The 13,750-nt window shown below is 55.9% G+C and carries 11 protein-coding genes; 7 read left to right on the top strand and 4 right to left on the bottom strand.

The genetic code is table 11. The features are described 5' to 3' along the window. Positions 1–44: 44 nt before the first annotated feature. Positions 45–563, top strand: a complete 519-nt coding sequence (locus KF784_06300) for a VOC family protein (GenBank protein ID MBX3118657.1) — start codon at positions 45–47, stop codon at positions 561–563. Positions 564–661: 98 nt separating this feature from the next. Here KF784_06300 and KF784_06295 read toward each other — a convergent pair whose 3' ends face one another. Beyond that, on the bottom strand, positions 662–1,150 hold the full coding sequence (locus tag KF784_06295) for a hypothetical protein (GenBank protein MBX3118656.1): 489 nt from the start codon (positions 1,148–1,150) through the stop codon (positions 662–664). A 157-nt stretch (positions 1,151–1,307) separates the two neighbouring features. After that, positions 1,308–2,375, bottom strand: a complete 1,068-nt coding sequence (locus KF784_06290) for a Gfo/Idh/MocA family oxidoreductase (protein ID MBX3118655.1) — start codon at positions 2,373–2,375, stop codon at positions 1,308–1,310. 50 nt (positions 2,376–2,425) lie between these two features. Between KF784_06290 and KF784_06285 the strand changes: the two genes are divergently transcribed. From KF784_06285 to KF784_06265, 5 genes are all read left to right on the top strand, one after another. After that, a complete protein-coding gene (locus KF784_06285; GenBank protein ID MBX3118654.1) occupies positions 2,426–3,376 on the top strand; it encodes an SIS domain-containing protein in 951 nt (316 codons plus the stop codon). Between the two features lie 51 nt (positions 3,377–3,427). Next, the gene (gene lysA, locus KF784_06280) at positions 3,428–4,729 is read left to right on the top strand and encodes a diaminopimelate decarboxylase (GenBank protein ID MBX3118653.1); all 1,302 of its coding nucleotides are present in this window, start codon (positions 3,428–3,430) and stop codon (positions 4,727–4,729) included. Positions 4,730–4,732: 3 nt separating this feature from the next. Beyond that, positions 4,733–5,404 carry a site-2 protease family protein gene (locus KF784_06275; GenBank protein MBX3118652.1) on the top strand — a complete coding sequence of 224 codons (672 nt, stop codon included), beginning with the start codon at positions 4,733–4,735 and terminating at the stop codon, positions 5,402–5,404. A gap of 118 nt (positions 5,405–5,522) precedes the next feature. Further along, complete coding sequence (trpS, locus tag KF784_06270; GenBank protein MBX3118651.1) at positions 5,523–6,500, top strand: tryptophan--tRNA ligase; 978 nt, start codon at positions 5,523–5,525, stop codon at positions 6,498–6,500. A 210-nt stretch (positions 6,501–6,710) separates the two neighbouring features. Beyond that, on the top strand, positions 6,711–7,355 hold the full coding sequence (locus KF784_06265) for a hypothetical protein (GenBank protein ID MBX3118650.1): 645 nt from the start codon (positions 6,711–6,713) through the stop codon (positions 7,353–7,355). Between the two features lie 84 nt (positions 7,356–7,439). Here the strand turns inward: KF784_06265 and carB are convergent, their stop codons facing one another. After that, complete coding sequence (carB, locus tag KF784_06260; protein ID MBX3118649.1) at positions 7,440–11,129, bottom strand: carbamoyl-phosphate synthase large subunit; 3,690 nt, start codon at positions 11,127–11,129, stop codon at positions 7,440–7,442. Positions 11,130–11,446: 317 nt separating this feature from the next. On the opposite strand from carB, the gene KF784_06255 reads away from it, so the two are divergent. After that, positions 11,447–12,376, top strand: coding sequence for a hypothetical protein (locus KF784_06255; GenBank protein MBX3118648.1), 930 nt, complete (start codon positions 11,447–11,449; stop codon positions 12,374–12,376). A gap of 174 nt (positions 12,377–12,550) precedes the next feature. Here KF784_06255 and KF784_06250 read toward each other — a convergent pair whose 3' ends face one another. Beyond that, on the bottom strand, positions 12,551–13,681 hold the full coding sequence (locus KF784_06250) for a Zn-dependent alcohol dehydrogenase (GenBank protein ID MBX3118647.1): 1,131 nt from the start codon (positions 13,679–13,681) through the stop codon (positions 12,551–12,553). Positions 13,682–13,750 lie beyond the last annotated feature (69 nt).

Below are 13,750 nucleotides of genomic sequence, written 5' to 3'. Positions count from 1 at the left end.
AACTCTGCGTACTCTGCGTCTCTGCGAGAAACAAAAGGAAAGACATGGCATTTAACGGAATCTGGCACACAAGCTTCACGATCGCGGATATCGACCGTTCGATCAAGTTCTACACCGAAGTACTTGGATTAGAAGTAATGAACTATCAAATCCAGCACAACGAGTACACCGCTAAACTCGTAGGCTACGAGGGTGCCAATCTCAAGGTCGCCATGCTGCGCATTCCGAGCGCGTTCGTCGGACCCTCCAACCACCATCTGGAGCTGGTGGAATACGTCCACCCGCGCGGCGAACCCACCGACGTCAGCACCAACCGCCCCGGCGCGCCCCACCTTGCCTTCGTCACCGACGACATCTTCGCCGACTACGCCCGCATGAAAGAGATGGGCGTGAGGTTCCGAGCTCCAGAACCCGTCGCCATCGAAGCCGGGATCAACAAGGGCGGGTATACGGTGTACTTCCTCGACCCCGACGACATCACGCTGGAGATGCTTCAGCCTCCCGCTGGGAGGCTGTGGGGGTCGGTGGATGGAGTAGAGGTCAAGCCCCCGCATGCAGAGTGATGATAGGACTTATAGGACAGATAGGACACATAGGACTTATAGGTCATATACGTCCTATAGGACCTCACGCCTAACGCCTAACGCCTAACGCCTAACGCTTAACGCCTCTTATACTTCAACACCCACTGATCTTCCCAGCTCTTCCCCTCATCCTTCGACATCTGCCAAGACCATGTAAAGCTCTCTTTCTTGATCTCCGAAAAGACCATCCGCATAGAAACGCCAGCCCGGATCACATTCGTCTGCTGCAGCACTACCGTATCCCCAACCTTTCCACCCTCAAAGAGCAAATATCCACCCGAATCATCAACCCAGGTCTGACTCCACTTCTTCTTCTGTGCTGACCACACCGACCAAGACCTGCCATTGAACCCCTGCATGGAAAAGTTCTCCTCAATCACCTTGCCACCCAAAGTCTTTTTGATCACGTTTGTGGACTTCGTATCGGTCCATTCGTCCTTGCCGGGAGCGGTGCGCGACTTGCCTGTGCACTCCCAATTCCCCACCCAAAAGTCCATGTCGTTCGGAACCGCAGCGGCCGTCTGACCAACGGCGATTGACGAAAATGCGATAAGGGCTGTAAACATAAATAAACCTCTCCAAGAGAATGCTGCCTTCTACGCAGGATCAGATCATGGGAGAGGATTGTTTTGCAACAATCGGAAAATTGATCGCTTTAGAAAAAGCGCTACCAACCACCTGCCGACTACCTGCCAACTACCTGCCGACAACCTGCCAACGCCCCTAGTCAGGCACCCCAACCGCCCCACTCTCACTGGAAATGTACGCCGCCTCAACCACCGCCATGGTCCGATACGCATCCTCAAAGTGAGTCGGTAGGGGCTTCGTCCGGTCCTCAAGATGGCATTGCAAAGCGGCCATCGTCCCACGAAAAGCATAAGGGATCCAGCTTCCGATCAGCGGCACGGGAACCCACTTTGTCGATCCTTGCAAGCAGTATTCCAGCTCATCGGGACGCCCGTTAGGGTAGTCCAAATTCAGTCCGAGCTGCCCTCGAATAACGCCCTTTGTGCCCTCAATTTTGAAGAAGCTCTGCTGATGTCGTGGGCCGTAATCGTGCCCGTGATAGGTGTTGATGACAGCGCGAACCCAGTCGCCATAGTCGAAAATGATCGACGATCGTGACGAATGCAGATCGGGCGAGTTGGGGTGTTTCACCGTCTTCGCATACATCCCTTTCGGATCGCCAAGGAATGATCGCACCAGATCGACATAGTGGATGGAATGGTAAAGGATCTCCATTCTCGGCGCGGCTTTTAGCCATTCCCACAAGTGCCAAGGCATGTTGACGTTCACATAAACTTCAAAATCCAGGACATCCCCGATCAGCCCCTGCTCAATGATGTCCCGCGCCACCATAACATTCGGCGACCATCGTAGTTGGAAATTCACCGCCGCAACGAAGTTCTTATCGCGGCAGATCTGACGCAAAGCACGAGCCTGCTCCAATACTTCGCCGAACGGTTTTTGAATCAGCACCGCCGCACCCTCGGGCAACGCAGAAAGAATCTCTGGCAAAGAAGCCGCCGGAACCGCCACATCCCAAATAACATTCTCCGGGGGGTTCGACAAGGCCTCTTCCAAGCTGGAATAGACGTTCGGCAGTTCAAAATCCCGCGCCAAATCCTGGGCTGTCTCAGGCACGACGTCATAAACCCCATACATCGGCAATCCCATCATCCGGTAGGCCGGGATGTGCCCATGCCGCACGATCCCACCCCCGCCCAAGAACACGATCGGTCGGGCGGTATTCGGAAGCTCTGGGTCTTGTCGGAAGGTGTGGTGGCTCATAGTCTGTGCTTCAAGCGACAGTTTAGCCTCGAAACGGTAATCTCTCCACCATGCTCGGACAATGGATGGAAAAGGAGATACTGGAACAGCCGTTCGTACTCACAACAAACGGTCAGCGCTATTTTGAGGAACTTCATCATCGACTATCCAATCGCCGATTCGATATGGCAGTCCTCGTCGCCCGAGGGTCATCCGACAACGCAGCGCTTTATGCGCGTTACCTGTTTGAGATCCATCTCGGCATTCCCGTTAGTCTCGCCGCTCCATCCGTCCTCACCCGCTACGGCACCCACGTCAAGTATCCCAACTGCCTCGCCATAGGTATCTCCCAAAGCGGAGCCGCGCCAGATGTCGCTGAGGTCCTTGCCTCGTGTAGAGAAGCGGGCCACACCACACTTGGAATCACCAACACCGAAAATTCCCGCATCACCCAAGCCGCCGAGTTCTCGCTCCTGATGGATACCGGCCCCGAGAAGTCGGTCGCCGCGACGAAGACTTACTCAGCTTCCTTGCTCGCCCTGTATCAGCTCGTACGGGCGTTGGGCGCAAACCTGCCCGACCCGATGACGCACCTCCCCACCGACTACTTTGTCGATGCCATGTTCGAGCAGGCCGCCGAAGAAAGCGGAATCGTCGTCCGCTCAAATCCCGTTTTCTCCTTAGCACGAGGGTATGGTTTTTGCACAGCTCAAGAGACAGCTCTAAAGCTTATGGAGTGTGCCCTTATCGCCTGCAAGAGCTACTCCTCTGCCGACTTTGAGCACGGCCCCAAAGCCCTCGCCGGTCATGGCAGCGCCGTTATCAGTTTCGACGGACACAAGGAAGCCTTGGCCGCCCAAGGCGCTCACATCCTCGAAGCTCCAGTCGATGACGCCCCCGAATGCCTTCGCCCCATCCAAGAGATCGTTTTTGGTCAGGCCATCGCCCTCCTCGCGGCACGGGCAAGGGGCCTTAACCCCGACGATCCTCGACACATCCAAAAGGTGACAGAGACGCTGTAAGTGGCAGGTCCTATTCCCTTTTGAACCTGCTATGCGCATAATTGGGGCTCCATGAAGGACATAAGCCCACCCCAAGAGCGCCTCATTCTGGGCGATGAAGCTGTGTCCGAAATCCTGTGTGAACGCGGCACACCGCTGTACGTGCTCAGCGAGCCCCATCTTCGCGAGCGCATCCGCCGCTACAAAGCCGCGCTGAAGGCTTCCTACCCCAAAACAGAGCTCGCCTACGCCTCCAAAGCCAACAGCACACTCGTGGTGCTTGCCATAGCCGACGACGAAGGCTGCAAGATCGACATAGCCAGCAAGGGTGAGCTTATGGCCGCCCTCCAAGCCGGAGTGTTTGCCGAAGATTGCCACTTCCACGGCAACAACAAGTCGGAAGAAGAGCTTAGCTTCGCTATCGAATCCGAGGTCGGTCAGATTGTCGTCGACAATTTTGAAGAGATCGACCTTCTTCACAGCTTCAAGAGTGAGAAGCCTCCGCTTGTCTTGCGGCTTGCCCCCGGCGTCGATCCCAAAACCCACAAGAAGATTTCGACTGGGCAGGAAGACACCAAGTTCGGCTTCAACATCGCCGACGGCTCAGCTGAAAAGGCGCTCCTGAAGTGTCTGGAATCTAAACTTCCCGTGATCGGCTTCCACTGTCACGTCGGCAGCCAGCTCATCGACCCCGAAGCCCAAGAAGCAGGCGGGCGCACCCTCGCCGAGTTCGCCGTGGAGATGCTGAACAAGCACGGGTTCAGGACAGAAGTAATCAACGTCGGCGGAGGATTGGGCGTGCAGACCAAGGCCGAGTCCCCCATGCCCATCGAGGATTACTGCATGCTCATCTCTAAAGCAGTGAAGGAAGGGCTTGGCGATTCGGGCCTGGAGCCCACCCTGATGCAGGAGCCAGGGCGCGCGCTCATCTCCGATTCCGGAGTCACACTCTACAGGGTTGGCGTCCGCAAAACCGTGCCCCTTCCCGGCGGAGGCCAGCGCACCTATCTCATCGTCGATGGCGGCCTTGCCGACAATCCCCGCCCCGCAATGTACGGCGCGGAATATGAGGTGATCGCACGCGGGTTCGGGCGCAAACTGAGCCCGCAGATGGAGATATTCACCGTTGCAGGAAGGCACTGTGAAACCGACACGCTGTTTGAGGATATAGCCCTGCCCGCCGACGTTCGTCCTGGGGATTCTCTGCAAATACTGAGTACAGGGGCGTATAACAGTTCCATGGCGAGCAACTATAACCGCTATCCGCGCCCGGAAACGCTGCTTCTGCGGCCCGATGGAAGCCTCTTCCGCGCGCAAGCTCCCGAAACTTACAGCCAAATACTCGCCAGAGAAAGCGTTCCGGGGGACCTTTAAGCAATGGATCCGATGCAGGTCATCGCCGCGATCATCGTCCTCTTTCTTGGGGTCGGTATCCACGAATACGCCCACTGCAAAATCGCTGATCTTGCCGGCGACCCCACACCGCGCCTTTATGGACGCGTGACGCTCAACCTCACCAAGCACTTCGAACCGATGGGCACGATCATGATGATCATGACCGCGTGGTCAGGTTATGGCCTTGGCTGGGGACGTCCTGCACCGATCAACCCTTCAAAGATGAACAATCCGCGTTGGGACACTTTTATGACCGTAGCCGCCGGACCGCTTAGCAACGTCATGCAAGCGATTGCTTACGGCATCCTCTACCGTGTCACGGCCATCGCAGCGCCGGATTTGCTGGTCTCGGGCGTCGACAATCTGAGCCTGCTGGGTTGGATATTCTTCCTCGGAGTTGTCATCAATCTCCGGCTCGCCATGTTTAACCTCATCCCCATCGGCCCTCTCGATGGTCACTGGCTTGTTGGTCAGTTGCTGCCCGAGAAGCAGAGGTTCTATTGGTACAAGTTCAACCAAGGCATAGGAATGATCGGACTGATCGTTCTGATCCTTGTCCTTCAAGCTTTTCGCAACAACGGTGGCCCCGACATTCTGGGGATGATTCTCGACGGTCCAACGCAATTCCTACGCGGCATCTTAATGGGATGGTAAATTTGTCCACCAGCCCACGCGGCAAGGCATAACTCTTGCCAGGGCTGGGAATATCCCTCATCGGCCTGTGGTGAGCCCGACTTGGGATGTCCGTACCTGATTATCGAAGGAACACAAAATGGAAAAACAACGACTACTCAGCGGAATGCAGCCAACGCAAGCGAAGCTGCACTTAGGCAATCTTGAAGGGGCTTTGCGCAATTGGGTGAAGCATCAGGATGACTATAACCTTTACTGCTGTGTCGTCGATTGGCATGCGCTCACCACAATGGCGAAGAACCCCACCGAGATCAGCGACAACGCTCGCCAGATCGCGATGGACTACCTTGCGGCAGGCATCGACCCCGACAAGTCGGTGGTCTTTATCCAGTCGCACGTGAAGGAACACGCAGAGCTGTTTTTGCTGCTGAGCATGATCACTTCCCTCGGCAAGCTGGAGCGGGTACCCACTTACAAAGAGAAAAAGGAGAATCTGCAGATCGACAACGAAGCCTACGGTCTCCTTGGATATCCCGTTCTGCAGGCCGCCGACATCTTGCTTTACAAGCCTTACGGCGTTCCTGTCGGGCTGGATCAAGCGCCGCACCTGGAGCTCTCCCGTGAGATCGGGCGCTCGTTCAACCATCTGTACAGCGAGGTGTTCCCCGAGTTCAAAAACATCATCGGCGAAGTGCCGACAATGCTTGGGCTCGACGGCCGTAAGATGAGCAAGAGTTACGGCAACACGATCAACATCGCCGACACTGCCGACGAAACGGCTGACAAGATCAAGACCGCCTTCACCGACCCCACCAAAATCCGCAAGGACGACCCTGGACACCCTGATGGCTGTGCGGTGTTTAGCCTCCACACGGTCTACAACAAGGAGAACGTGGCGACGGTGCGGGCCGAATGCGAATCAGGCGCGCGCGGGTGTGTGCAGTGCAAGCGCGAGTGTACGGAAGCGGTGAATGCGTCGCTGATGGAGATTCGGGAGCGGCGGGCGTTGCTGGATTTGCCCACGGTCGAGAAGATTCTGGACGACGGCGCTGACAAAGCCCGTGCATTCGCCTCCCAGACCATGACCGAAGTCCGCTCCGCGATGGGGATTCGGTAGTTCTTGGCGATCAGCGAACTGGTGTCAGCTTTCGGAAATCTGCGTTCTGAACCATAACTATAGTCTAACGATCCCTCCATATTTGTTAATATGGAGGGTACATTCGCATCCTAACAATCCCACTTAGTACCCTCCAGAACGGCAGTTCTGGAGGGTACTGATTCCCCCTCCTCGTCAACGTCGGAGACTTGATGAGGAGGGGGTTAGGGGGTGGAGATCCGGAAGATTATTTGCCTCCAGACTCGCAGTCTGGAGGCTAAATCATCCCTGCAACTGACTGCAATAAAGCCGTCTGATGACGCATCTGGAGGCAACAAAGAGTGGATTCCCTTAACGCTGCTTTACCAGGATTTTTTGTGTCGTAAAATACATTCAACCATGGCAACCTCGCCTTACCTAGTAGTTGGTCTCGCTGTCGTTCTGTGCGCCGTCTTGACGACGACGTTAAGCTTGGCTGCATATTTGTTCCGATGGACATTTCATGGGGACCTTGGCTATGGAGTTTTGCTCTATGCTTTCCTTCCAAGCTTGCTGCTCTTGTTGACAATTGTGGCTATTGGCATATTGAGTGATCCGAGGGAGAGGCTGCCAGATACTTGTAGAGTCAGTGTCAAACGGACGCAGTCCTTCTATTCAACCGCAACGATCTTTGGGTTCATGCTGCACATGAGCTTCATATCCTTAATTACAGGAATAATCAGAAGGCCAAGTGGTGACAACTTTCGCGAGAGCTCAAGAGATTTCGCGGCTATAGGCATCGTTGAGAGTGCACTTCTTTTTGGGATTATGCTTGCGATTATTGGCGTCATGCTGATTCACATCCACGCAATCATCGTAAAGCACCAAAGCAAATGAATCTCCCACACTTTCGATAGAAGATGGCCTATTGACTATCCCATTAGGACTCTCCAGAACAGCAGTTCTGGAGGGAACGGATTCTCACACCGGAAAATACTCTTCCAACCGCGCACAGCTCGACTTCATCGGGTTCTCAAACACATCCAATGCCCGCACCAGGGCATTCGCCGTGTCGATATTCGTCACGCACGCCACGCCCGTTTCGATGCACGCCCGACGGATGCGCGCGGCCTCCTCTTCCGCCTGACGGTCGTTCGATGGCGTGTTGATCATCAGGCTCACATCTGCCTTCAGGATCAGGTCCAAAAGGTTCGGCTCACCCTCGCTGATCTTCATCACCCACCGGCTCTCAATCCCGGCTTCCGACAGCGCATCGTGAGTGCCCCCCGTTGCAGCAATCTTAAACCCTTTCGCCACTAGCTTCCGTGCAATCTCAATCGCCCCCGGCTTGTCGGGGTCTTGGACCGTGAGGAGAACGTAACCCTTGGCCTTGAAGTTAATGTGGCTTGCGATGAGGGCTTTGTAAAGAGCGGATTCGTAAGTCTTATCGACTCCAAGTATTTCACCAGTAGACTTCATCTCTGGGCCAAGGCTTGGCTCTACCTTGCCGAGTTTTTGGAAGCTAAAAACGGGTGCTTTAATGGCGTAGAGTGAGGGTTCTGGGATGAGATTTTGCTCCCCGTTGATAAAGGCGTTTTCAGGAATAATCCGGCCCTTTGCATGCGGCTTGGGCGACATCCCTTCCACGGTTCCACCTGCATCCAGAGTCCACAAACCGCTTCCATAACCCATTCCCTTGAGCGTTTGGCCCATCATGCACCGCGTCGCCAGATCGACCATCGGAATCCCCGTCACCTTGGAAATATACGGCACGGTCCGCGATCCACGAGGGTTGACCTCAAGAACGTAGGCCCGCAACTTCCCCTCCCCCTGTGACGAAGGAGCGAGGGGGAGGCGGTGGGGGGTGGGGGTTCCGTCGCTCGAAACAGTAGTCGATGGAGTGGAAGGGGTAGGGGGTGGAGGTCCCTCCGGCGCGATCACGAACTGAATATTCATCAACCCCTTAATCTTCAACGCCCGCGCAATCTTGCATGCGCTTACCACCATCTGTGCCTGGATCTCCTCGCTCAGATGCACCGCCGGATAGACCGCCATCGAGTCGCCGCTATGAACGCCTGCGCGCTCGATATGCTCCATGATTCCCGGCACCAGCGTGTCCACGCCGTCGGAGATGACATCGACTTCGGCCTCAATCCCCAGCAGGTACTTATCCACCAAGACCGGCTGTCCGGGGTTGGCATCCTCCGCTTCCCTATAGAAATGCTCTAGCTGCTCTTCGTCGAAAACGATCTCCATCGCCCGCCCACCAAGGACGAAACTCGGGCGGACCAACACCGGATAGCCCACCTCTTGGGCGACTTTGACGGCATCAGCGTAAGAGCGCACCGCTCTGCCCGCCGGCTTGGCGATATCCAATTCGGTCATCAGCTTTTCAAAAAGGTCGCGATCTTCCGCCATCGCAATTGCTGCCGCACTGGTGCCAAGAATTGAAACATCCTGGTCGTGCAAGCCTTGAGCGAGATTGATGGCTGTCTGTCCGCCAAACTGCACCACCGCCCCAATCGGCTGCTCATGTCGCACGATGTCCATCGTGTCTTCCAGCGTCACCGGCTCAAAGTAAAGGCCGTCGCCAGTGTCAAAGTCGGTGGAGACGGTTTCGGGGTTGTTGTTCACGATAACCGCCCGATAGCCCATCTCCTCAAGCGCCCACACGCAGTGGACGCACGAGTAGTCGAACTCGATCCCCTGTCCGATACGGATCGGACCGGACCCGAGCACAAGCACGGTCTTGCGCGTGTCCTCAAGCTCGGTCAGGTTGCGGGTGGCGTCGTCATCCTGCTCGAAGGTTCCGTAGTAGTAAGGGGTTGCGGATTCAAATTCGGCAGCACATGTATCGACCATCTTGAAGACGGGCTTGGTCTTGAGGCGCTCAACTGCTCTCAGGCTTTCAAATAAGAAGATGGACTCAGCCGAGCTAAAAGAGATTTCGTTCGATTTCAAAAACTGTAGGAAGGGCGACGGATGATAAGTAACCTTGTCTGAGAATCGCTTTACAAAGTCCTCTAGCTGAGCACTTGATAGATTCGGGAAATCTGCGTGAGCCTTAAGTGCGGTCTCAAACTCCTGATCCGTCGGCATATCATTTACAAAGCTTGACAAACCAAGTCCAGGCGGTATTCCAAGGAGGCTCATAATCGTCGGCGATGGGAATCCAATCAAGAAAGCCTCGCGGACCAGGCTTTCTATCGGTTCCGACTGCCCATTCGTTTCCCTTGCCTTCACCAACCGCTGCTCAACGTCCAGCAATCCTTGCATCTTCGTCAAGAACCACTTATCGACGTTGCTCAGTCGGTTGACCTCGTCTACGCCCCAACCGCGCCGCAAGCCCTCAGCAATCGCCCAAAGGCGCTCGTCGGTCGGGAATTGGATGGCATGGGCAAGCGGTGCGTCCTCCATTCCCATAAACTTCGCATGCCGCAGATCCTTCTGCTTCACCTCCAGACCCCGGATCGCCTTCAGGAACGCGGCTTCAAAGGTGCGGTCAATCGCCATGACTTCGCCGGTAGCCTTCATCTGCGTAAAGAGCGAACGGTCGCCGGTGGTGAATTTGTCAAACGGCCAGCGCGGAATCTTGACGACGCAGTAGTCCAATGCCGGCTCGAAGCAGGCTTTGGTCGACTTCGTGACCTGATTCTCAATCTCGTCCAGCGTTTTGCCAACCGCAATCTTCGCCGCCACACGGGCAATCGGATAGCCAGTGGCTTTGGAGGCCAGCGCAGAGGATCGAGAAACGCGGGGGTTGACCTCGATGACGTAGTAGTCGAAACTGTCCGGATTGATCGCAAGCTGAACGTTGCATCCGCCCTCGATGCCCAGCGAGCTGATGATCTTCAGCGAGGCCGTTCGGAGCATGTGATACTCCAGATCGCTCAGGGTTTGACTCGGAGCGATGACGATGGAGTCGCCCGTGTGTACGCCCATCGGGTCGAAGTTCTCCATGTTGCAGATCGTGATGCAGTTGCCTTTGCTGTCGCGCATCACTTCATACTCGACCTCTTTCCAGCCGAGCAGCGACCGCTCGATCATGACCTGCGAGCGCATCGAAAGCTGCAAGCCCTTTTGCCCGATCTCCCAAAGCTCTTCCGGGGTGTGGGCGATGCCACCTCCGGTACCCCCAAGGGTATACGCAGGGCGCACGATTCGGGGATAGGGAAAGTCGATCAGGCGTCCGTTCTCGTCGGGGATGCGCGTGTCCAAAATCGCCTTGAGCTGCTCAGGCGTTTCGATGATAAAGCTCTCGGGGACGGGCTCTTTGATCTCCCGCATCAAAGCTCGAAACTCTTCCCTGTCCTCAGCCTTTCGGATCGCGCTCAACGGCGTACCGAGGAGTTTGACGCTGTACTTCTCAAGAATGCCCAGATCAGCGAGCTGCGTCGCGAGGTTCAAGCCCGTCTGTCCGCCAAGGGTTGGGAGCAGGGCGTCCGGCTTTTCGCGGGCGATCACCCTTTCGCAGAATTCGGGGGTCAGCGGCTCGATGTAGAGCGCGTCTGCCACGCCGGGATCGGTCATGATCGTGGCGGGATTGGAGTTGATGAGGACGACCTCGTGGCCCTCTTCTTTCAGGGATTTGCAGGCTTGCGTTCCTGCGTAGTCGAATTCGGCGGCTTGCCCGATGACGATGGGACCAGAGCCGATCACGAGGACTTTCATTCTAAAAGTAGAGTCTGACAGATGACGCGCTCAGATCGGATGCGAAAGGGGCTTTTGTTTTTGGGAAGAGGTGATTGGGTGTTGGATGTTCGATTTTGGGTGGTTCGCGTCTAAGGCTAATTGGTCCAAACGGGTACCTCCAACGCCTGAACAGCCCGAATGCCAGCGCCCGAACGCCTACGCCCTCCTTCATCCTTCATCGTTCATCGCTTATCGTTCATCCTTCATCGCTCATCGCTCATCCTTCATCCTTCATCACTTCCCGAACACCAGATGCCATGAGATTTCCCTCATAATGTCCATGAAGGAGAAAACCCATGCGAAGAATCTCATTGCTTTTGCTCGCCGCAACACTCGGTGTAGGTCTTTGTTACGCCAACCAAGCCAAACCCGAGAAGAAGCTGAAAATGCGCATCGCCGTCGCACAGCTCGACTGGAACAGCCATGAATACTGGAACGAATGGCAGATTCCAATCGAGTTCAAAAACGCGATCCAAGAGAAGCTCATCAAAAAGCTGATGGATACCGGACGCTTTGTCGTGCTCGAGCGCGAAGCCATGGAGGCGCTCGAAAAAGAGCAAGCCATCAAAGAAGAGAACACGGGGCAAAGCCAGAAGGGCAAGATTATCCCGGCTCAGGCATTAGTACGCGGCAAAGTTACTGACTTCGAAATGAGCCGCAGCTCCACCGGAGGCGGTGTCAATATCGGCGGCATCGGCCGGGTTGGCGGAGCCGTCACCCAAGCCAAGATGGCGATCAACGTGCGAATCTTCAACGTGGATACGAGCGAGATGCTCGCCAGTGAAGAAGCCGCTGGAAAGGTCAGCTCGACCAGCTTTAAGTTCGATGGCAACAGCAAAGTCGCCTTCGCCGACTTCGCGTCCTTCGAGAAGTCACCGCTGGGTGAAGCCACAACCAAAGCCATCGATCAAGCCGTCGAAAAGGTGTTAGCGAAGCTTGAGAAAACGGCTTGGTCATGCCGGGTCGCCGATTTTGATGCCCCAACCAAGGAAGTCACCCTGAATGCGGGTTCCGAAGTGGGCGTTTCCGTGGGCGACACTTTCGAAGTTCACAAGATCGTTCGCGTGATCAAAGACCCCGAAACCGGCGCGATCCTCGGCACACGAACCTCAAAGGTCGGAACGATCAAGGTGATCGAAGTGGATAAGAAGTTCTCCATCGCGACCGTTGTCGATGGCGACGGCTTCGAAACCGGCGCGATCGTGAAAGAAGTCGGGAGCAAGTAGTCTCCGGCCCCCCTCCTTGTCTCCACGACGAAGTCGGGGTGATGGGTAGGGGCAGGGGGGGTTCATGGAATCCCCCTCCTCGTTAACGCCGAAGGCTTAATGAGGAGGGGAGTTCCATACCTCTTTCATCTTTCATCGTTCATCACTCATCACTCATCACTCATCATTCCTCCCTCAAAAAACAATCACGCCTCTCACGCTCTTCCCGCTCAACATATCCGCATAAGCCTCGTTGATTTGGTCGAGCGAATACCGGTGGCTCACCAAATCCCCCAACGGCAGCCGCCCCGTCTCAAACATCTCGGCATACAAAGGGAAATCCCGCTCGGCATGACAGGTGCCGTAGTAAGACCCCATCACCGTTTTCTCCTGCCGCACCAGCACCGCGCCCGGAATATTCGTCGCCGACCCCGAAGGTGACAAGCCGCTATAAACGATCACACCACCCGGACGGGCAAGCTCCAACGCCAACTCCTGCAAAACCGGCTTGCCCACCGCTTCAAAAACATAGTCCGCGCCTCGGCCGTCTGTAGCCGTCCTAACTTGCTGGACAACATCGGCACCAGAGTCAAGCGCCAAATGCGCGCCCATCTGCAACGCCGCATCACGCCGGCTTTGCAAGGGATCAATCGCAATAATCTTGCTCGCCCCAGCTACCTTTGCTCCCATGATCGTGCTCAAACCAACCCCGCCTGCTCCGATCACTACCACGCTCGACTCGGGCTTCATCTGGGCCGTATTCAGCACGCTTCCGACCCCGGTAGTGACCGCGCACCCGATCACCGCCGCGATCTCTGGATTCAGGGCTGATGGCATCTTCACGCAGCACGAAACTGGCACAACGCAGTATTCGGCAAAGCATGCCAGCGCCGAGTAGTGGTAGATCGGCTCACCGTTTCGGCTCAGCCGTGTGGTCCCGTCGATCATTGTGCCAGCCCAAATCGCGTCTACATAGGTGTCGCAAAGGCTTGGACGTCCGTTAAGGCAGTAAAAGCATGACCCGCAGTTCGCTGCCCAGTTGAGGGCAACGAGATCGCCGATGGCCAATTTTGCGTTCGGTGCTGCTTCTCCAGTGTTCGGAGATCCACCCCCACCCAAAGCCACCACCGTCCCCGCTCCCTCATGTCCTGCGACCAGCGGAAATGGGTGGTTCGTCGCCCCTTCGACCAGGTGCCAATCGCTGTGACAAACCCCAACCGCCGCAACCTTGATGAGAACTTCCCCCTCCCTCGGTTCGGAAAGGTCCGCTTCTTGGACTTGAAACGGTTGGTGGGGAGCCTCAAGAACGGCGGCACGAATCTTCATGCCGGGAGTCTACCGATCCTTTTTGGGAGTGCGCGAATTTATTCGCGCTTTGAGGTTTCATCCCTCCGC

The organism is Fimbriimonadaceae bacterium, assembly GCA_019638775.1.
GTDB lineage: Bacteria > Armatimonadota > Fimbriimonadia > Fimbriimonadales > Fimbriimonadaceae > JAHBTD01.
The sequence above is the reverse complement of the archived record's forward strand: the minus strand, read 5'-3'. Positions and strand labels throughout refer to the sequence as shown.

What these genes read in the sequence shown, in the direction of transcription:
- KF784_06290 (MBX3118655.1), bottom strand. Translation starts at nt 2,375, where the DNA reads ATGAGCCACCACACCTTCCGACAAGACCCAGAGCTTCCGAATACCGCC.
- carB (MBX3118649.1), bottom strand. Translation starts at nt 11,129, where the DNA reads ATGAAAGTCCTCGTGATCGGCTCTGGTCCCATCGTCATCGGGCAAGCC.
- KF784_06255 (MBX3118648.1), top strand. Translation starts at nt 11,447, where the DNA reads ATGCGAAGAATCTCATTGCTTTTGCTCGCCGCAACACTCGGTGTAGGT.
- KF784_06295 (MBX3118656.1), bottom strand. Translation starts at nt 1,150, where the DNA reads ATGTTTACAGCCCTTATCGCATTTTCGTCAATCGCCGTTGGTCAGACG.
- KF784_06300 (MBX3118657.1), top strand. Translation starts at nt 45, where the DNA reads ATGGCATTTAACGGAATCTGGCACACAAGCTTCACGATCGCGGATATC.
- lysA (MBX3118653.1), top strand. Translation starts at nt 3,428, where the DNA reads ATGAAGGACATAAGCCCACCCCAAGAGCGCCTCATTCTGGGCGATGAA.
- KF784_06250 (MBX3118647.1), bottom strand. Translation starts at nt 13,681, where the DNA reads ATGAAGATTCGTGCCGCCGTTCTTGAGGCTCCCCACCAACCGTTTCAA.
- KF784_06275 (MBX3118652.1), top strand. Translation starts at nt 4,733, where the DNA reads ATGGATCCGATGCAGGTCATCGCCGCGATCATCGTCCTCTTTCTTGGG.
- KF784_06285 (MBX3118654.1), top strand. Translation starts at nt 2,426, where the DNA reads ATGCTCGGACAATGGATGGAAAAGGAGATACTGGAACAGCCGTTCGTA.
- trpS (MBX3118651.1), top strand. Translation starts at nt 5,523, where the DNA reads ATGGAAAAACAACGACTACTCAGCGGAATGCAGCCAACGCAAGCGAAG.